Raw genomic sequence first — 19,246 nt, forward strand, 5'->3', positions numbered from 1 at the left:
CTGCCATAAAAAGAAACAGGCGCGCCGAAGCGCGCCCATTCTTTTCAAGCCATCACTTTCAGATGACGAAGTACCAGTTGGCGAGCAGCATCACCACCACGCCGGCGACCAGCGTCAGGTAGGGCAGCATGCCTGCCTTTTTGACCGAGAGGTCTGCGCCCGCCATGCCGAGGTCGGCCAGCATGTGGTCGGGGAACTTGCCCTTGTCTTGGACGTAGTGCCGGTAGCAGAACACCGGGATGATCAAGGCGGCTGTGATCAGGCCGGCCCAGAGCGCCATCGGGTTCCACACCTTGGCGCCGGCGCCCATGAAGATGGCGTTTACATAGGCGAAGATGGCGCCGAGGCCGAGCAGCCAGCTCGGCGCCTTCCAAGGCCGGTTGATGTGGCCGTTGTCGATGCGGTGGATCCAGCCGGCATTGAGGTTGAGGAAGTTGAAGATGATGTAGCCGCAGTTCGACACGGCGAGGATGAAGAAGAAGCTCGTCGCGTCGGCCGAGGCGATGGCCAGCACGATCAGGTTGAAGACGAGATCGGTCCACATGGCGCGCGTCGGCGCGCCATGCTCGTTGACGTGGCTGAGATAGCGCGGCAGCCAGCCATCGACCGAGCCCTGGTAGAGCGTCCGCGACGAGCCGGCCATTGCCGTCATGATGCACAGCACCAGCGCCAGGATCATCAGCATCACCAAGAGGCTGTGGATCAATGCGCCACCCCCGACCATGCCGGCCAGTGCATCGGCGACACCCGAGCCGTCGACGATCGGCGTCGCCAGCATGCCGTTGAGGCCCAGCACGCCCTGGAAGGTGAAGGGCACCAGGATGAACAGAAGCATGCAGAGCAGGCCGGAATAGAAAATCGCCTTGAACGTGTCGGTGCCCGGGTTCTTGAACTCCGATGTGTAGCAGACGGCGGTCTCAAAACCATAGGTCGACCATGCGGCGATGAACATGCCGCCCAGCACCAGCGTCCAGCCGGCAATGTTCCACGAGCCGGGCTCCGGCGCGTAAGCCGCCGCCAGCGGCACCAGCGGCGAAAAGTTCGCCCAGTTGATCTGGCCGGTGACGATCGGCACGACACCGACGATCAGCATCGGGATGATGACCAGGAGGCCGATATACTTCTGCACATTGGCGGTGCCGAGAATGCCGCGATGCTGGATCGAGAAGATGATCAGCATCAGCACCGCGCCGATGAAGAAAGTGGCATTGAGGGTGAAGGAGACAGGACCTAGCGTGTGGCTGAACAGCGTCCAGTTGCGGATCGCCGGCGTGGCCGCCGCGGTCACCGCGGCGATGGCGTCGGCAGGCACCGTTCCGGCATGCGCCGCGATATAGGCGACGACGTCCGGCGACGCCTCGGTGAACAGCGGCACCGGCGCCAGCGCGTTGAGAATATAGGCGGCGGCGATCGAGCAGCCCAGCGACAGCACCGGCGACCAGGCGAACCAGTTGCACCACACCGACAGCGGCGCGATGAACTTGGAATAACGCAGCCAGGCGGTGGCGCCGTAGATCGAGGCGCCGCCCGACTTGTTCGGGAACAGGCCGGCGATCTCGGCATAGGTGAAGGATTGCAGGAAGCCCATGATCATGGAAGCGATCCAGATCCCGAAGGCCAGCGTTCCCGTCGTTCCGGCAATGCCGCCGATCGAAAACAGGACAAGGGCAGGAACGCCGCTCGCCACCCAGAAGGCGCCGCGCCAGTCGATGTTGCGGAGCAGCTTGCCTTCAGCGGGCTGCTCCAGGGCAGTGGTAATCGTGCTCATCTGTCTGAATTCCCCATTTTGTGTTCCCGGCCGGTGATGCCTCGGCTTCGCGAAGCTTGTTCCCCGGTACATGACCGCACGACTCCAGTGTTTCCACTCAGTCGTATTTTTTTCTTAACAGTGAAGATTGATCCGGCGCGCTTTCACGTCAAGTGATTTGTGGCGTCGTGCACATCACGGTTGCGAAACGCTCGCTTTGTCCTTCTCCCCTTGTGGGGTGAGAAGCGGTCCGCGGTAGCGGACGGAAAGCCAATTGCTTTCGAGCTTCGAACGCCCTGAGCCTGCGAAGGGCCGGGGGTGCAACCCTCAGGATCGCGGCCTGGTCTTTTGCGGATCGTAGTGGGCGAAGGCCACGACGCGCGCCGGCAGCCGCTTGGCATGACCGTCGAGCTTGCCGATCTCCACCTCTGTGCCGATTGCCGCGTGGGTGACGTCAAGCCTCGCCAGAGCGATGTTTTTGTTCAGCACCGGCGAGCGCATGCCCGAGGTGACGACACCGATCTGGGCGCGGCCGATATGGACGCAATCCCCATGGCCGACGGCGACATTGCTGTCGATGTCAAGGCCAACGAGCTTGTGCTGCGGATGTTCCTTGCGCCTTATCAGAGCCTCGCGGCCGATGAAATCGTCGGTCTTGGCCTTCAACGGTACGGTGAAGCCAATGCCCGCCTCGAACGGGTCGGTCTGGTCGGAGAATTCGTAACCGGCGAAGATCAGCCCGGCTTCGATGCGCACCATGTCGAGTGCCTGCAGGCCCATCGGCTTCAGCCCGTGCGGCTGGCCGGCCTCCCAGATGGCATCGAACACTTTTTCGGCGTCGCGTGGGTGGCACCAGATTTCGTAGCCGAGCTCGCCGGTATAACCGGTGCGCGACACCACGACCGGAATGCCATTGCCGCCGCCGATGCGCGCGACAGCGAAGCGGAACCATTCGAGTTCGTCGATCGACGGTTGCAGCGGCGAGGTCCAGACCACCTCTCGCAAAATGTCACGGCTCTTCGGCCCTTGGACAGCGACATTGTGCATCTGATCGGTGGAGGAACGCACCAGCACGTTGAGGCCAAGCTTTTTCGCGGTGTCGCGCAGCCATTCGCCGGACAGGTCGTCGCCGCCGACCCAACGGAAATTGTCCTTGCCGAGCCGCAGCAGCGTGCCGTCGTCGATCATGCCGCCATGCTCGTAGCACATGGCGGAATAGACGACCTGGCCGACGCCGAGCTTCTTGACGTCGCGGGTCAGCGTGTATTGCAGCAGCGCCTCGGAATCCGGGCCGGTGACCTCGAACTTGCGCAACGGCGACAGGTCCATGATCACGGCATCCTGCCGGCAGGCCCAGTATTCGGCGATGGCGCCTTCCTTGGCGAAGGAATTGGCCAGCCAATAACCCCGGTATTCCACGAAGTTGCGGGTGTGCTTGGCGAAGCTTGAATGGAAGGCGGTCTCGCGGGTCATTTTCGGTTCCGAATCGGGCGTCATGCGTCTGGCGATCGCTCGCGAGAATTTGTGTTGGCCGGAATAGGTTCGCACATGGATGTCGGTCGGGTTCCAGCCATTGGCCGGTGTCGTGTCGTCGGGACAGGCGGAGGAGACGCAGACGATGTCGGTGAGCGCCCTGAGCAGGACATAGTCGCCGGCGCGCGACCACGGCTCATCCGACACCATGACGCCATGGGCGTCGATCGCCGTGTTGAAGAAGAAGTTGATCGCCATCCAGCCGGCACGTGGGGTGACACCCTTGTCGGCCAGCGCGCGGTTGAAATTCTCCGAGCAGTTGGTGTGGCCGGGATAGCCGATGTCGTCGTAATATTTGGCGGCACACGCCAGCGCGAACGCGTCATGCCGGCCGCATGTGTCCTGGATAACCTCGACCAACGGCTCCATGTCCTGGTCGTAATATTTCGAGTGAAGGCCGGGCATCGGGTAGCTCGACCCCATCAGCGTGCGCGTGGTCGTTACGTCGAGCGGATGGTCCAGCCCCTTGTCCAGCTTGCGCGCCGAGAAGCACTGGAAATCGGTGCACTGGCGGCCGTCGACATCGATGATCTGCAGGTAGTCGCCCGCCTTGACGAAATAGGGTTCGGCTGTCGCCGAATGGACGCGCAGATCGAGCACCGGATCGGCAAGCGGATCGGCCAGCTGCGACTTTGTCTTCAGGCGCACGGTGGCGCGGCGCACCATGACGGTGAGCGGCGTTGCCGTGTCGTGGCCGTCGACCAGCATCGGCCCGCTAGGCGCTGCAATCAGCAAGCCGCCATCGCGCGCGACGGTGAAGGCCTGCTCGGTGCCTGCCGGCGTGGCGCCGCCGAAGACGCGCACCGCCTTGGCCTGGTCAAGCTGCACCTGGCGGCGCTCGAGTCCGCGGCGCACGGAAGCGAGGCTATCGTCGCCCTCGGCCAATAGCGCCTTGATCCCGGCGGCATTGCTATTGGACTTTTCGCCGAAGATGGCGGGGTCGGTGGCGCCTGACTTGTCCCAGGCCAAAAGCTCGCAGGCCTGGCCGCCCTCGACATTGCGGATGGCAAATGTATCGCCGGCCTCGATATCGATCAGCACCGCGCCGTTACCGGGGGCCGCATACCGCTCCATGCCCGGCGGCAGCGCGATCTGGCCGGGCCGCAGGATGAGGCTTGGCCGGGGCGGCCCGGCTGTCACTGAAGGGTAGGGCGACTGGCTCATCTCAGCCTTGCGGTTCGAGAAACAAGTTTGCCTGTGTGTAAAATTACTTTAGCTGCAAGAATAGCAGCGCAGTTGCGTTTGGCAAGGCTGGCTCCCCCTTCTCCCTCTGTGGGAGAAGGTGTCGCCGCAGGCGACGGATGAGGGGTGTTCCAGCGGTGAGACGTTGGCGTACCCTGGAACACCCCTCATCCGTCTCGGCACTAACGCGCCGATCTTCCTTCTCCCACAAGGGGAGAAGGAAGAAGCGCACAAGCGCTACGCCAAATCCTCGGAATGCCCGATCTCGACACCATACTCCGCCGCCGAATCCAGCATCGTGTGCCACAGACTTTCAGCAAATGTCGCAAACATCAGCACGTTGAACACCGCCTGCCCATCCGGCCGGTCATTCCCGCGCCAGAGCGTGACGCTGGTGTGATCCATCGAGGTCGCGGCAGCCGCCCCAACCAGAAATGCATCGGGATGCAGATCGATCGACGACAGCTTGCCCAGCATCGCCCGCGCCTTGGTACCGGAGATACTGATCAGCACTCGCGCATGCGACTGGTCCGATAGCGAAGCGGAAGACGCGAACGTCTGGGCGAGTGCTTCAGTCCCATGCTTGCCGCCCTTCAACAGCACGAAGAACTGGTCCGGTCCCGACCAGATCAGCGTCGCATCCGAAGTCTGCACCGCCTTGGGTGTCTCAGGAGCCGCAACACCGAAGCTTGCCTTCGCAGCGTTGGCCAAATCTCCCGCCTTGCCGCGCCGCGCCATCACCTGGATCAGGTCGAAATTGCGGATTTCGGTCAGCAACACGCCGACATTGCCGTTCGCGCCGTAAGGCCCGACAACAAGTGCCCGCTCGAGCGGGCTACGAACATCCCAGGAAAAATCAGCCACGCTGGCGCCCTCCATCGGGATCGTAGAAGACGGGATTGCAGAGCTCGACATCATAGTCTTCACCGCGCAGCGGATCATGCGCGTGGACGATCTCGCCGATGCGTTCGCGGCCGCGCTCGACAAGGCCGAGACCGATCCACTGGTCGAGCGTCGGCGAGAAGCAGACCGAGGTGACGTAGCCTTGGTCGTTATCAGGCCCGGGCGTCTGGCCCTTCGGGATGATGTGCGCGCCGGAGCGCAGGCGGCGCGCCTTGTCGATCGGCTTGATGCCGACCACGACCTGCCGGTCCGGCGCCACCAGCGCCTCGCGGCCGGCCATGACGCGACCGATGAAATCCTTCTTGGTCGACATCATCTTGCCGAGGCCGAGATCGGCGGCGGTCGTCATGCCGCTCAGTTCCGGTCCGGCGACATGGCCCTTTTCAACGCGCATGACGCCGAGGGCTTCTGTGCCATACGGCGTCACGCCGAACGGTTTTCCCGCCAGCATCAAATTGCGTGCCATCGCTTCACCGTAACGCGCCGGCACCGAAATCTCGAACGCCATCTCGCCGGAGAAGGAGATGCGGAACAGCCGCGCCTTGATGCCGCCGCGCAAAGCGACTTCGCGCACGCCCATGAAGGGAAAACCTTCGTTCGAAAGGTCCTCGGCAGGGTCGACGATTTCCTTCAACAGGTCTCGCGTCCTTGGCCCGGCAATCGAGAACTGCGCCCACTGGTCGGAGACCGAGGTCAGTTGCACGTCGAGTTCGGGGAATAGCACCTGCCGGCAGAATTCGAGATGCTGCATCACCAGCCCGGCCTTCGCCGTGGTCGTGGTGAGGAAATAATGGTCCTCGGCCAGCCGCGAGGTCGTGCCGTCATCATAGACGAGGCCGTCCTCGCGCAGCATCAGCCCGTAGCGGGCTTTTCCCACGGCAAGGTTTGAGAAGGTGTTGATGTAGACGCGGTCGAGGAAGGCGCCGGCATCGGGGCCGTGCACATCGATCTTGCCCAGCGTCGAGACATCGCAGAAGCCGACGCCCGAGCGCACCGCCTTGACCTCGCGGGTGACCGATTCCAGCCAGTCCTTCTCGCCCGCGCGCGGATACCATTGCGCGCGCTTCCACAGGCCGGTGTCGACAAAGATCGCGCCTTGTTCGGCCGCCCAGTGATGCGACGGCGTCAGCCGCGTCGCATGGAAATTTTCGTCGCGATGGTGGCCGGCAAAGGCGCCGATGGCGACCGGCACGTACGGCGGGCGATAGATGGTCGTGCCGGTCTCGGGAATGGATTTGCCCGACACCGCCGCCATGATGGCGAGGCCGGCGACATTGGACGTCTTGCCCTGGTCGGTCGCCATGCCGAGCGTGGTGTAGCGCTTCAGATGCTCGACCGATTCAAAACCCTCGCGCTGCGCCAGCTCGATGTCGGACGCGGTGACGTCATGCTGCTGGTCTACAAAGGCCTTGCCTTTGCCGGCGACGTGCCAGAGCGGGGTCAGTGAGAAGGACTCGTCGCCGGCAACAGCTGCAGAGCCCGGATTGCCATTGCGTCCCGCGTCCCGCGCCGCTGCGGCGCCGGCCTCGAAACCTGCGCGCAGGCAGGCGCCTAGCCCGAAGTCGCCGTTAGCCGCACCTGCGGCGACCATACCGGGCGGCGCGCCGTCCGGCACGAAGGCGGCGATGTCGTCTCGCCATTTCGGCCGGCCGCGATGGTAAGAGGTGAGCCCGACCGCCGGATTCCAGCCGCCGGAAACGGCAAGCCCGTCGGCCTCGACCTCGGCGCGCGCGCCGCCGGTCAGCGACACCGCTATTTTTCTTACGCCGTCCTTGCCGCCGTCGACGCCGCTGACCGAACCATGCAGCACGGTGAAGCCGTTCATGGAAGCGAGAGAACGATGGGCAGGCGAGACGTCAGGCCGCGCGTCGATCACCGCCGCGATCTGCAGCCCGGCGCCGAGTGCCGTCTCGACCGTGCGCCAGCCATCCTCATTGTTGGTGAACAGCGCGATCCGCTTTGCCGGCGTCGCCGCATAACGTGTGACGTAGGTGCGGATGGCGGACGCCATCATCACGCCGGGCGTGTCATTGCCGGCAAAGACGATGGGACGCTCAATCGCGCCGGCGGCGACGACGCAGCGCTTGGCCACGACGCGCCACAGGCGCTGGCGCACCTGATGCTCGGGCGGCACCGGCAGATGATCGTTGACCCGCTCGATCGCGCCATAGGTACCGCCGTCATAGACGCCGAACAGGGTCGTGCGGGTCATGATGCGGACATCCGGCATCGAGCTGAGCTCGGCCAGTGTGCGCGACAGCCACTCCGCGGCCGGCAGACCGTCGATCGTGCCGCCATCCGACAACAGACGGCCGCCGGGCGCAAAATCTTCTTCGCACAGGATGACGCGCGCACCGCTGCGGCCTGCAGCGAGTGCGGCGGCGAGACCGGCCGGACCAGAGCCGGCGATCACCACATCGCAATGCGCCCAGGCCTTGTCGTAGTGATCCGGATCGGGGGTGACCGCCGCGCGACCCAGACCCGCGGCGCGTCGGATCGCCGGCTCGTAGACCATTTCCCAGAATTTTGCCGGCCACATGAAGGTTTTGTAGTAGAAGCCGGCGACGAAGATCGGTGCGAACAGCTGGTTCACCGACATCACATCGTGGCGCAGCGACGGCCAGCGGTTCTGGCTGGCCGCTTCGAGGCCTTCATAGAGTTCGGCCGTCGTGGCCTTGGTGTTGGCCTCGCGCCGTGCGCCGGTGCGCAGTTCGACCAGCGCGTTGGGTTCTTCCGAGCCCGCAGTCAGAATGCCGCGCGGACGATGGTATTTGAACGAGCGGCCGACCAGCTTGACGCCATTGGCGACCAGCGCCGACGCCAGCGTGTCGCCCTGGAAGCCGGAGAGGCTCTTGCCATCGAAGCGGAAGTTGAGCGGCGCCGAGCGGTCGATGAGACCGCCGGATGTGAGACGATGGGATTGGCTGGAACTCACGATGGCCGGCCTCTCATCGATCCAATGCCAGGCGGGACCGTCGCGCTCTTCACCCTCCCCCTTGTGGGGAGGGTCGCTGCGCAGCAGCGGGGTGGGGGTGCGGCACCGACCCCCACCCGGACCTGCGGTCCGACCTCCCCACAAGGGGGAGGTAGGGGGCTGGCGCTTTTCGCGACGGCTGTGGTCTCGACAGAATAGCTCATGTCTCCACCTGGCTCGCACCAGCCCCCGCCGCCGGTTCCACCGCCGAGATCTCGTGCGTCAGCGTGTTGCGGGTGACCTTCAGCCAGGCCCGGCAGCCACCGGCGTGATACCAGTTCTCTGCCATCACGCCGGCGATGTTGTCGCGCAGATAGACATAGTCGTAGACGGCATCTTCGCCGGCATCCGCCGCCGGCCGTACAGGCTTGGCATCGCCGAGATAGCTGAACTCGCCGAGTTCGCGTTCGCCGCAGAAAGGACAGGTGATACGCATCTTGTTCCGGCCGCCTCAATGCAGGTTCGGTTGGGCGCCTTGGCCCTTTTCGTCGATCATGGCGCCGCGCTGGAAGCGGTCGAGCCGAAACAGCGCCGCCTCCTTGTGCGTTTCGTCACGCGCCAGAAGATGGGCAAAGACCAAGCCCGACCCCGGCGTCGCCTTGAAGCCGCCATAACACCAGCCGGCGTTGAGGTAGAGCCCATCGACCGGCGTCTTGTCGATGATCGGCGAGCCATCCATCGACATGTCCATGATGCCGCCCCATTGGCGCAGAAGCCGCACCCGGCCGATCATCGGGATCAGCGCCATGCCGCCTTCGCAGACATCCTCCATGACAGGCAGATTGCCGCGCTGGGCGTAGGAATTGTAGCCGTCGATGTCGCCGCCGAAGACCAGCCCGCCCTTGTCCGACTGGCTGACATAGAAATGCCCGGCGCCGAAGGTCATGACGCCGGGGATGAGCGGCTTGATCGCCTCCGAGACGAAAGCTTGCAGCACATGGCTTTCGATCGGCAGGCGCATGCCCGCCATCGCTGCGACACGCGACGATGACCCGGCGACTGCCATGCCGACCTTGCCGGCGCCGATCTTGCCGCGCGACGTCTCGACGCCAGTCACCTTGCCGTTGCCGTCCCGGACAAAGCCGGTGACCTCGCAGTTCTGGATGATGTCGACGCCGAGTTCGCTCGCCGCATGGGCATAGCCCCAGACCACCGCGTCATGCCGCGCGGTGCCGCCGCGGCGCTGCAGGAGGCCGCCCTGCACGGGAAAGCGCGCATGGTCGAAATTCAGGAACGGCAGCATCTTCTTCAGCGCCGCCTGGTCGAGCAGTTCGGCATCGATGCCATTGATGCGCATGGTGTTGCCGCGCCGCGCATAAGCGTCGCGCTGCGCATCGGAATGATAGAGGTTGAGGACGCCGCGCTGGCTGACCATCGCGTTATAGTTGAGGTCCTGCTCCATCCGCTCCCAAAGCTTCATCGAAAGCTCGTAGAAGCCGGTATTGCCGGGCAGGCCGTAATTGGAACGGATGATGGTGGTGTTGCGGCCGGCATTGCCGGAGCCGATCCAGCCCTTTTCCAGCACGGCGACGTTTCTGATGCCGAACTCGCTGGCGAGGAACCAGGCGGTGGCGAGCCCATGGCCGCCGCCGCCGATGATCACCACATCGTAGTGGTCCTTGGGCGCCGCATCGCGCCAGGTGCGCTGCCAGTTCTTGTGGCCGGACAGGGCAGCACGGGCGAGCGAGAAGAGCGAATATTTCATCAGGTCATTCCGAGGTCGCTCGCACCGCTAGGACGATTATATGTCCAGCGTGTGGTCGCGCTCCCATTGCGTGAAGTGCGAAGCATAGGAATTCCATTCCTGGTGCTTCAGCTTTAGATAAGCCGACGAGAATTCCTCACCCAGCGCCGCCTTGAGCGATTTGTCCTTGTCGTATTCGCGAAGCGCGTCGAGCAGATTGAGCGGCAGCTTCGGCGCGCCTTTCACCGTGTGGCCGTTCTGGTACATGTCGATGTCGTAGCGCTTGCCGGGATCGGCCTTGGAGCGGATACCGTCGAGACCGGCGGCAATGATGACGGCCTGCAGCAGATAAGGGTTTGCGGCGCCGTCCGGCAGCCGCAGCTCGAAGCGGCCGGGGCCGGGCACGCGCACCATGTGGGTGCGGTTGTTTCCGGTCCAGGTCACCGTGTTCGGCGCCCAGGTGGCGCCCGAAATGGTGCGCGGCGCGTTGATGCGTTTGTAGGAGTTCACCGTCGGGTTGGTGATGGCGGCCAGCGCCGAGGCATGTTTCATGATGCCGCCGAGGAAATTCTTGCCCTTGGCCGACAGGCCGAGTTCCATCGCGTTATCGGCAAAGACGTTGACCTTGCCGGCCTTGTCCCAGACCGAAATATGGGCGTGGCAGCCATTGCCGGTCAGGCCCTGGAAAGGCTTTGGCATGAAGGTCGCGCGCAGGCCGTGTTTCTCGGCCACCGACTTGACCATGAACTTGAAGAAGGAGTGCTTGTCGGCGGTGGCGAGCACATCGTCGAAGGCCCAGTTCATCTCGAACTGGCCGTTGGCGTCCTCATGGTCGTTCTGGTAGGGGCTCCAGCCCAGCGCCAACATGTGGTCGCAAATCTCGGCGATGACATCGTAGCGGCGCATCACCGCTTGCTGGTCGTAGCAGGGTTTTGAAGCCGTGTCGTATTTGTCGGAGATGACGCTGCCGTCCGGCGAGATCAGGAAGAACTCTGCCTCGACGCCAGTCTTGACATGCATGCCGTCAGTGGCGGCTTCCGCGATCAGCCGGCGCAGCGTGTTGCGCGGCGCCTGCTCGACTTCCTTGTCGTCCATGATGCAGTTGGCGGCGACCCAGGCGACATCGGGCTTCCACGGCAGCTGGATCACCGAATCCGGATCCGGCACCGCCAGCATATCAGGATGCGCCGGCGTCAGGTCGAGCCAAGTGGCGAAACCGGCGAAGCCGGCGCCGTCCTTCTGCATGTCGGCGATCGCCTGCGCCGGCACCAGCTTGGCGCGCTGGCCGCCGAACAGGTCGGTGTAGGAAATCATGAAATATTTGACGCCGTTCTCTTTGGCGAATGCGGCGAGATCGTTCCCCATTATAGCTCCTCGCTTATTTTGATGTGATTTTGTTAGAAGCCGTTTTTCCCCGGTATCCAGTTGGTGCCGGCCAGCGGCACGCCTGCCATGGCGGCGGCTTCGATGGTGAGGGCTACGAGATCCTCGGGCTCGAGATTGTGCAGGCTGTTCTTGCCGCAGGCACGCGCAATGGTCTGCGCCTCCAGCGTCATCACCTTGAGGTAGTTCGCCAGCCGCCGTCCCGCGGCGACCGGATCAACCCGCTTCATCAGTTCGGGGTCCTGCGTGGTGATGCCCGCGGGGTCGCGGCCCTCGTGCCAGTCGTCATAGGCGCCGGCGGTGGTGCCGAGTGCATTGTACTCCGCTTCCCAGCGCGGATCATTGTCGCCGAGTGCGACCAGCGCTGCCGTGCCGATCGACACCGCGTCCACGCCGAGCGCCAGCGCCTTGGCGACGTCGGCGCCGTTGCGAATGCCTCCGGAGACGATCAGCTGCACCTTACGGTGCATGCCGAGATCCTGCAGCGCCTGCACCGCCGGCCTGATGCAGGCAAGCGTCGGCTGGCCGACATTTTCGATGAATACTTCCTGGGTGGCCGCCGTGCCGCCCTGCATGCCGTCGACCACGACGACATCGGCGCCGGCCTTCACCGCAAGTGCTGTGTCATAATAGGGGCGGGCGCCGCCGACCTTGACGTAGATCGGCTTTTCCCAGTCGGTGATCTCGCGCAGTTCGAGGATCTTGATCTCGAGATCGTCCGGCCCGGTCCAGTCGGGATGGCGCGAGGCCGAGCGCTGGTCGATGCCCTTCGGCAGCGTACGCATCTCAGCGACGCGGTCGGAAATCTTTTGTCCCAGCAGCATGCCGCCACCGCCGGGCTTGGCGCCTTGGCCGACGACCACTTCGATGGCGTCGGCGCGGCGCAAATCCCTGGGGTTCATGCCGTAGCGCGACGGCAGATATTGATAGACCAGTTGCTTGGAATGGCCGCGCTCTTCCTCGGTCATGCCGCCGTCGCCCGTGGTGGTCGACGTCCCGGACAGGGTCGCGCCACGGCCGAGCGCTTCCTTGGCCGGGCCGGACAGCGAACCGAAGCTCATGCCGGCAACGGTGATCGGGATCTTCAGCTCGATCGGCTTCCTGGCGTAACGCGAGCCGAGCACGACGCTGGTGTCGCAACGTTCGCGATAGCCTTCCAGCGGGTAGCGCGAAATCGACGCGCCGAGGAACAGCAGGTCATCGAAATGCGGCAGCTTGCGCTTGGCCCCGGCGCCCCTGATGTCATAGATGCCGGTCGCCGCGGCGCGGCGGATTTCGGAAAGCGTGTAGTCGTCGAAGGTCGCGGATTTGCGCGGCGTCGTCGGCGGGTTCTTGTAGGTCATGCTGCCTCAATACGCGTCGGCGTTGTCGATATTGAAATTGTAGAGCGTGCGCGCCGAGCCGTAGCGCTTGAATTCCGACGGCTTGACGCCGGTGACGCCGGCGCGGTCGAGCAGTCCCTGCAGCAGTTCGATATGCTCGGGCCGCATCTCCTTGGCGATGCAGTCGGCGCCCAGGCTTTCGACCTTGCCGCGCACGAACAGCCGCGCTTCGTAGATGGAATCGCCAAGTGCGTCGCCGGCATCGCCCAGCACCACCAGATTGCCGGACTGTGCCATGAAGGCCGACATGTGGCCGATATTGCCGTGCACGACGATGTCGATGCCTTTCATCGAGATTCCGCAGCGCGACGAGGCATTGCCTTCGATGACGAGCAGCCCGCCCTTGCCGGTGGCGCCGGCATACTGGCTGGCGTCGCCCTTGATGAGGATCGAACCCGACATCATGTTTTCGCCGACACCGGGGCCGGCCGAGCCGTGCACGGTAATCGCAGCGCCGTCATTCATCCCGGCGCAGTAGTAGCCGACGCTGCCGCGCACATCGATGCTGACAGGCTGGTCGACGCCGACGGCAACCGAATGGCTGCCCTTCGGGTGCAGCACCTCCCACGCCGTTTCGTTGGAGCCGGGCGTCAGATTGTGAAGCGCGTGGTTGAGCTCGCGCAGCGACGACACGTCGAGATCGAAGACCCGGGACGCCTGGTCTTGCGCCGCCTTTGAAAGTTTGGTTGCCGGCATAGGCTCAATGCTCCCAGAAATAGACGGTTGCGGGTTCCGGTTCCCAGACCCTCGCATTGTCTATGCCGGGCAGTTTGGTCAGCGCGCGATATTCCGAGCCGAAGGCGACATACTGATCGGTCTCGGCCATGACGGCGGGCTTGCAGGCGATCGGATCGCGCACCACGCCGAAACCGTTCTTGGTGCCGACGACGAAGGTGAAGAAGCCGTCGAGGTCGGACAGCGTGCCTTCCAGCGCCTCGCCGAGGTTCTTGCCATGCGCCATCTGCGACGAGAGATAGGCGGCGGCGACCTCGGTGTCGTTCTCGGTCTCGAATTTCATGCCCTCCCGCACCAGCTCACGCCGCACATTGTTGTGATTGGACAGTGAGCCATTGTGCACCAGGCACTGGTCGGCGCCGGTCGAGAACGGATGCGCGCCCATAGTGGTGACGGCCGATTCCGTCGCCATGCGGGTATGGCCGATGCCATGCGTGCCGGTCATCGAGCGGACGTCGAAACGGTCGACGACCGCTTCCGGCAGACCGACTTCCTTGTAGATTTCCACCGCTTCGCCGGCGCCCATGATGCGCACGTCGGGGCGGATTGACTGCAGCGCTTCGCGCGCGGCATCGACCTTGTCGGGCGCGGTCCGGAGCACCGCATGCGTCGACTTCACCGCTATGCTCACCGGCGCGCCGATGGCCTTCGCGAGTTCGGCGTCGAGGCCGCGGAAATCGCGCTCGGGCTTCGCGGACTGGATGGTGATCTTGGCTTCATTTCTGGAAGGCGCGCCATAGATGGCAATGCCGGCGCTGTCGGGGCCGCGATCGCTGAGCGATATCAGCATCTGCGACAGCATCGAGCCGAGCTGCGGCTCAAGCGACTTGTCTTTCAGAAAAAGTCCGACGATTCCACACATGTCAGCCTCCCGGCGTTACCACTAGACGATGATGTATCGAATGCGTCGTGCGAATTCAATCATATGAAAAAATATTCCTGTAGTTACGTATGCGGTTCGATGCCGCTTGGTGCACTATCGCTGCCGTCGCGGGCGCTGTGAACCCATGTAGCGGTGCGGATGCGGGCGATTTTGTAGGCGTCGAGGATCGACAGCGCATAGATCAGGAAGCCGCCGGCGTGGCGGCCGACGAAGCTGGCGTCGGCCGGCGCGATCTTGGCCGTCACCCAGGCGAGGATCACCATGAAGAACAGGAACTGCAGGCCGCGCACGGGCACGCCCAGAATGACGTGGCCGCTGGCCGGTAAGACGATGGCAGCGCCGAGCACCAGATACGGGTTTGTCGGTGCGGGTGCGCTCATGCGACCTGCCTTTCCTGTCGGTTGATGGCATCGCGCAGCACTGAGGCCGAGGTCAGCAGTCTCTCGACCAGCGTTGGATCCAGCCTTGCGCCGCCGAATGCGGCCTGCCGGAACACGCCGTAGCGCGCCCGCTCGGCCTCGGCCAGCAGCCAGACGATGCGCACGCCGTTCGGGGTGATCAAGAGTTCCTTGGCGCGGCCTTCGGCAAAGATGTCGAGATGGCTGGCGATCAGGTTCTGCGGAAAGCGCGCCGCCCTGAGGTCGGTTCGCAGCGCGGCTTCAGCCGGAAATCCCGGAGCCTTCGGCAGCGTATGCTGAAGATGATCGAAATTGGAGAAGGTCGTCGGCGAGCCCGGCCGCATCATCATGTCGAAGGTCGCCGGCACCGCAACCGGCTCTGTGATCGTGACACTCAACCATCGCGCCGGCAGCTTTCGCGTAGCCAGCGTGTCGACGATGGTGCGCAGCTGCACGCGCTGTCCGTTCCATGTGCCGACCCAGGTGACAACGCCGGCTGTGCCATCGGAGACATCAACGGCATCTGTGATGACGGTCCGGATGCTGGCTGCCTCGGCTGCAAGATCAGCCTTGGCCTTTTTGCGGCTGGCGCGCGTATGCCAGGCGAGGTGCAGGACGAGAGCCACGGCGACCGCCCCGGCCAGCAATGCTGTCGTCACGTCAGACACCTCGTCACGCCATGCCCGCCCAGACCGGCAGGCCCTCTCCTGTCAATAGCCCTGCGGCTTCGGCCACGGCATGGTGAACTGGTCGCCGCGGCGCACATAGCGGTAACGGTAGAAGTGGAACCACAGCGAGATCAGGAAGTAGAAGGCGACCATGGCGATCAGCTGCGTGCCGTAGCCGAGGAAGATCGCAAAGAAGGTCACCACGCAGAGGCAAAACAGCACGATCGCCGGGATCGGGTGGAACGGGTGCGTATAGCCGCGGCGGATCGTGCCCAGCGGCCACTTTTTGCGGAACATCATGATGTTTATGCTCATGAAGGTGTATTGCAGCACGCCCGACAGGATTGAGAAGGTGATCGCCTGGTTGAGGTCGGCGATGAAGGCGAAGGCGAGCGCGATCGGCAACAGGAACAGGATCGAGCGATAGGGCGTGCGGTATTTCGGGTGCACGGCCGAGAACCATGTCGGCAGATAGCGGTCGCGTCCAAGCGAGAACCACGCGCGGGCCGCATCGTTGATACAGCCATTGGCCGACGCCAGTGCCGCGAGCAGCGTGGCGACGAACAACAGGTTTTCCAGCAGCGGGCTGCCGGTCAGCTTGCCGGCGTCCCACAAGGGATAATAGGTGATACCGAGGTACTCCCAGGGCATCAGCGAGGCGCAGACATACCAGGTCATGGCGGCGGCGATCAAAAGCGTGATCATGCCGGCCATGGTGCCGTAAGGCAGCGAACGCGCCGGCGAGCGCACTTCCTCGGCGGCCTGCGTGGTGCCTTCGATGCCGAGATAGTACCAGATGCCGAACTGGAAGGCCGCGATGACGCCGATCCAGCCATAGGGCAGCGCATTGCCGGGGGTGACCAGTTCGTTGAGCTTCAGCACAGCACCCTGCGTCCAGGGGCTGACCGAGAAGAACAGGATAACGATCGAGACATAGGCTATCGCCGTGATGACGAAGTTGACGTTGAGCGTCATCAGCACGCCGCGATAGTTCAGCCATGCCAGCACGACGATGGTGGCGGCAATGAAGGAGTTGTGGGTGAGCCCTTCGACGCCGGCCTTGGCGACGATGGTGTCGCCGAGCAGGATGGCGTCCGAAACCTCCAGCATGGTGTAGGCAAAGACCAGGAACAGCGCGACGTTGAAGGCCATCAGCGGCCCGACAATGTGCTTAGCCTGCGCGTATTGGCCGCCGGCGGCGGCAACCGTCGATGTCACCTCGGAGTCGATCATGGCGACCGAAGTGTACAAGAGCCCGACCACCCAGCAGACGATCAGCGCCGCCAGTGCGCCGCCCTTGTCGGCCGAGAAATTCCAGCCGGTGAATTCGCCGACCAGCACGATGCCGACGCCAAGCGCCCAGACATGGGCGGGGCCGAGCACGCGTAGCAGTGAAACTCTGTCGCCGTGTATTGCCGGTTCAAGCGTGATCGTCATTGTTCAATCCCCACTCAGATCCTGTGTTTTTCGGAAGCGGCTTCAAGCTCGCCTTCGCGCGAGGAAGTCAGCACCTCCTCGGAATAGGTCGTGTCGATCTTGAACCAGTCGTAGAGCATCCACAGCGCAAGCACGACCGAGATGCCCCACGATGCGTAAGAGAGTGCGACCCACATGAGCGTGCTTCCCCAAAATCTCTGGCGTTACTTGTCGTCGAACTTTTCGTTGATGACGTCGCGATATTCGCGGTCGGAGGCGCGGAACAGGAAGACGAAATAGCCGATCAGCACCGCCGCCATGATGATCAGCGTCGGCCAGTCGATGATGTAGTGGAAGCGGTTCTGGATGATGTCGTGCGCGGTCTCCGGCGTATAGCCGAGCTTTTCCCAGATCGAGGCCATGGTCGGGTTCTGTCCCAACGCTTCCCAGGTTTTGGCATCGAGCGCGTCGATGGATTTCGCCGCACCCGCCAGGCCGAGTTTCAATGGCAGCCACAGCGCCACGAAAATGGCGACCACGACGACCACGATATCGAAAATCTGCCCGGCCTTGCCTTGTTCCGGCGGCGTGTAGCGCGACATGTCTTCTACCCCTCAGGACGTTCTGTTTTCAGGACTTGCGGCTGCGGGCCGCGTCGGCGTTCTTGATGTCGAGACCGTAGATGAAGTCCTTGTCTTCCTTGTAGTGATTGACCATCGCCAGGATGGCGGCCGTATTGAAGATCAGCACGGCGGCGGCAGCGATGGCGACGACGATCTTGATCCCGGTGTCCGGGATGTAGGGCCATGTCATGACGAGCACGAAGAGGATCGTCGCCCAAAGGCAGATGATCAGGAGCGCGGACCCGCGCAGGTCGGAACGGTACAGCGTTTCGATGCGCTGCTGCAGGTCTGACATCGGTTTCCCCTTTTCCAGCGCCCGACCCCGAATTGGCCGCCCGCTGCCTCTTTCAACAGAGTGAAATTTTTTTCATAAATTCGGGCCGAATCCAGCAATTGTCAAGCCGATTTTACGTTGGGTTAACCGTTTGTCCCCAGCCGCGAATTTTGCCTGACAATGAAATTATTTGCTTCCGGGTATTGCGGCATCAGGACGTTTGCGATCAATATTCGACCAAATGCTCCCGCCTCGCGCAGGGAGCCGGGAACACAATAGAATTTTCGAACGGAGGATTTGCGGATGACGGCATCCTGGAGATTTTCGACCCTGGCGGATCGCCATCGCGCGTTAGGCTCGAAGCTCGAAGACTGGAGCGGCATGGGCACCGCCTGGACCTACGACAAGGACGCCGACGAGGAATACACCGCCATCCGCACCAGGGCCGGGCTGATGGATGTGTCGGGCCTGAAGAAGGTTCACATCACCGGGCCGCACGCCTCACACCTCATCGACCTGGCAACGACGCGCGACGTGGAGAAGATCTATCCCGGCAAGTCGGCCTATGCCTGCATGCTGAACGAGGCCGGAAAATTCACCGACGACTGCATCCTCTACCGCACCGGGCCGAACGCCTGGATGGTGGTGCACGGCTCCGGCACCGGCCATGAGGAATTGCAGCGCGCTTCCGTCGGCCGCGACGTATCGCTGCGCTTCGACGACAATCTGCACGACCTGTCGCTGCAGGGACCGACCGCGGTCGACTATCTCTCAAAGCATGTGCCGGGCATTCGCGACCTCAACTATTTCCATCATATGCAGACGCAGCTGTTCGGCTTTCCCGTCATGATCTCGCGCACCGGCTATACCGGCGAGCGCGGCTACGAGATATTCTGCCGCGGCCAGGACGCCGGCACGATCTGGGACAGGATCCTCGACGAGGGCAAGAGCGCCGGCATCATTCCGTGCCGCTTCACCACGCTCGATATGCTGCGCGTCGAAAGTTATTTGCTGTTTTATCCCTATGACAACTCGCAGAAATATCCGTTCGAGAACGAAGGCCCCGGCGACACGCTGTGGGAGCTCGGCCTCGACTTCACCGTCAGCCCCGGCAAGACCGGCTTTCGCGGCGCCGAAGAGCATTACCGCCTCAAGGGCAAGGAGCGCTTCAAGATCTACGGCGTGCTGCTCGACGGCAAGCAACCCGCGGATGAGGGCGCGCCGGTCTATCGCGACGGCAAAAAGGTGGGCGTGGTCACCTGCGCCATGTATTCGCCGCTGGTCGAGAAATCGATGGGCATCGCCCGCCTCGACGTCGACTGCGCGGTCAAGGACACCAAGCTCGAGATCCGCAACAAGAGCGGTTCGATCAGGGCGACGGCGCAGCCTCTGCCCTTCGACGATCCCAAAAAGACCAAGCGCACGGCGAAAGGCTGAGGCACAATCGACAGCGAGGGGTTT

17 protein-coding genes are annotated in these 19,246 nt (G+C 63.4%); 1 reads left to right on the forward strand and 16 read right to left on the reverse strand.

All coding sequences use genetic code 11. The features are described 5' to 3' along the window. Window positions 1-58 precede the first annotated feature (58 nt). The 16 genes from NLY44_RS31780 to NLY44_RS31855 form a co-directional block, all read right to left on the reverse strand. Window positions 59-1,768 (reverse strand): trimethylamine N-oxide permease, encoded by a 1,710-nt coding sequence (locus tag NLY44_RS31780; protein ID WP_023684441.1) that lies wholly within the window; start codon window positions 1,766-1,768, stop codon window positions 59-61. A 306-nt stretch (window positions 1,769-2,074) separates the two neighbouring features. Continuing rightward, entirely contained in the window at window positions 2,075-4,444 is a 2,370-nt protein-coding gene (locus NLY44_RS31785) for a trimethylamine N-oxide demethylase (protein ID WP_023701513.1), read from the reverse strand. Window positions 4,445-4,699: 255 nt separating this feature from the next. After that, window positions 4,700-5,326 (reverse strand): sarcosine oxidase subunit gamma, encoded by a 627-nt coding sequence (locus tag NLY44_RS31790; RefSeq protein WP_023687059.1) that lies wholly within the window; start codon window positions 5,324-5,326, stop codon window positions 4,700-4,702. Beyond that, window positions 5,319-8,300 carry a sarcosine oxidase subunit alpha gene (locus NLY44_RS31795; RefSeq protein ID WP_023804357.1) on the reverse strand — a complete coding sequence of 994 codons (2,982 nt, stop codon included), beginning with the start codon at window positions 8,298-8,300 and terminating at the stop codon, window positions 5,319-5,321. Before NLY44_RS31795 ends, NLY44_RS31790 begins: the two co-directional genes overlap by 8 nt. A 199-nt stretch (window positions 8,301-8,499) precedes the next feature. Further along, complete coding sequence (locus NLY44_RS31800; RefSeq protein WP_023716143.1) at window positions 8,500-8,775, reverse strand: sarcosine oxidase subunit delta; 276 nt, start codon at window positions 8,773-8,775, stop codon at window positions 8,500-8,502. A gap of 15 nt (window positions 8,776-8,790) precedes the next feature. Further along, window positions 8,791-10,044 (reverse strand): sarcosine oxidase subunit beta family protein, encoded by a 1,254-nt coding sequence (locus NLY44_RS31805; protein WP_023740642.1) that lies wholly within the window; start codon window positions 10,042-10,044, stop codon window positions 8,791-8,793. A gap of 36 nt (window positions 10,045-10,080) precedes the next feature. After that, entirely contained in the window at window positions 10,081-11,388 is a 1,308-nt protein-coding gene (glnT, locus tag NLY44_RS31810) for a type III glutamate--ammonia ligase (RefSeq protein WP_023668553.1), read from the reverse strand. Between the two features lie 32 nt (window positions 11,389-11,420). Next, entirely contained in the window at window positions 11,421-12,749 is a 1,329-nt protein-coding gene (locus NLY44_RS31815; RefSeq protein ID WP_023804356.1) for an FMN-binding glutamate synthase family protein, read from the reverse strand. A gap of 6 nt (window positions 12,750-12,755) precedes the next feature. Then, complete coding sequence (locus NLY44_RS31820; RefSeq protein WP_023804355.1) at window positions 12,756-13,484, reverse strand: GltB/FmdC/FwdC-like GXGXG domain-containing protein; 729 nt, start codon at window positions 13,482-13,484, stop codon at window positions 12,756-12,758. Window positions 13,485-13,488: 4 nt separating this feature from the next. Next, on the reverse strand, window positions 13,489-14,385 hold the full coding sequence (locus NLY44_RS31825; RefSeq protein ID WP_023668550.1) for a class II glutamine amidotransferase: 897 nt from the start codon (window positions 14,383-14,385) through the stop codon (window positions 13,489-13,491). 83 nt (window positions 14,386-14,468) lie between these two features. Continuing rightward, window positions 14,469-14,786 carry a hypothetical protein gene (locus NLY44_RS31830; RefSeq protein ID WP_023804354.1) on the reverse strand — a complete coding sequence of 106 codons (318 nt, stop codon included), beginning with the start codon at window positions 14,784-14,786 and terminating at the stop codon, window positions 14,469-14,471. After that, window positions 14,783-15,472 carry a hypothetical protein gene (locus NLY44_RS31835; protein ID WP_023804353.1) on the reverse strand — a complete coding sequence of 230 codons (690 nt, stop codon included), beginning with the start codon at window positions 15,470-15,472 and terminating at the stop codon, window positions 14,783-14,785. Before NLY44_RS31835 ends, NLY44_RS31830 begins: the two co-directional genes overlap by 4 nt. Before the next feature lie 42 nt (window positions 15,473-15,514). Continuing rightward, the gene (locus NLY44_RS31840) at window positions 15,515-16,909 is read right to left on the reverse strand and encodes an APC family permease (protein ID WP_023668547.1); all 1,395 of its coding nucleotides are present in this window, start codon (window positions 16,907-16,909) and stop codon (window positions 15,515-15,517) included. A gap of 14 nt (window positions 16,910-16,923) precedes the next feature. Next, window positions 16,924-17,085 carry a hypothetical protein gene (locus NLY44_RS31845; protein ID WP_023668546.1) on the reverse strand — a complete coding sequence of 54 codons (162 nt, stop codon included), beginning with the start codon at window positions 17,083-17,085 and terminating at the stop codon, window positions 16,924-16,926. A gap of 27 nt (window positions 17,086-17,112) precedes the next feature. Continuing rightward, on the reverse strand, window positions 17,113-17,490 hold the full coding sequence (locus tag NLY44_RS31850) for a hypothetical protein (protein WP_023668545.1): 378 nt from the start codon (window positions 17,488-17,490) through the stop codon (window positions 17,113-17,115). Between the two features lie 28 nt (window positions 17,491-17,518). Next, complete coding sequence (locus tag NLY44_RS31855; protein ID WP_023804352.1) at window positions 17,519-17,806, reverse strand: hypothetical protein; 288 nt, start codon at window positions 17,804-17,806, stop codon at window positions 17,519-17,521. Between the two features lie 282 nt (window positions 17,807-18,088). Here NLY44_RS31855 and NLY44_RS31860 point away from each other — a divergent pair, with 282 nt between their 5' ends. Next, complete coding sequence (locus NLY44_RS31860; RefSeq protein ID WP_023668543.1) at window positions 18,089-19,222, forward strand: aminomethyl transferase family protein; 1,134 nt, start codon at window positions 18,089-18,091, stop codon at window positions 19,220-19,222. Window positions 19,223-19,246 lie beyond the last annotated feature (24 nt).

The sequence above is a fragment of the Mesorhizobium sp. C089B genome (genome assembly GCF_030323125.1).
GTDB lineage: Bacteria > Pseudomonadota > Alphaproteobacteria > Rhizobiales > Rhizobiaceae > Mesorhizobium.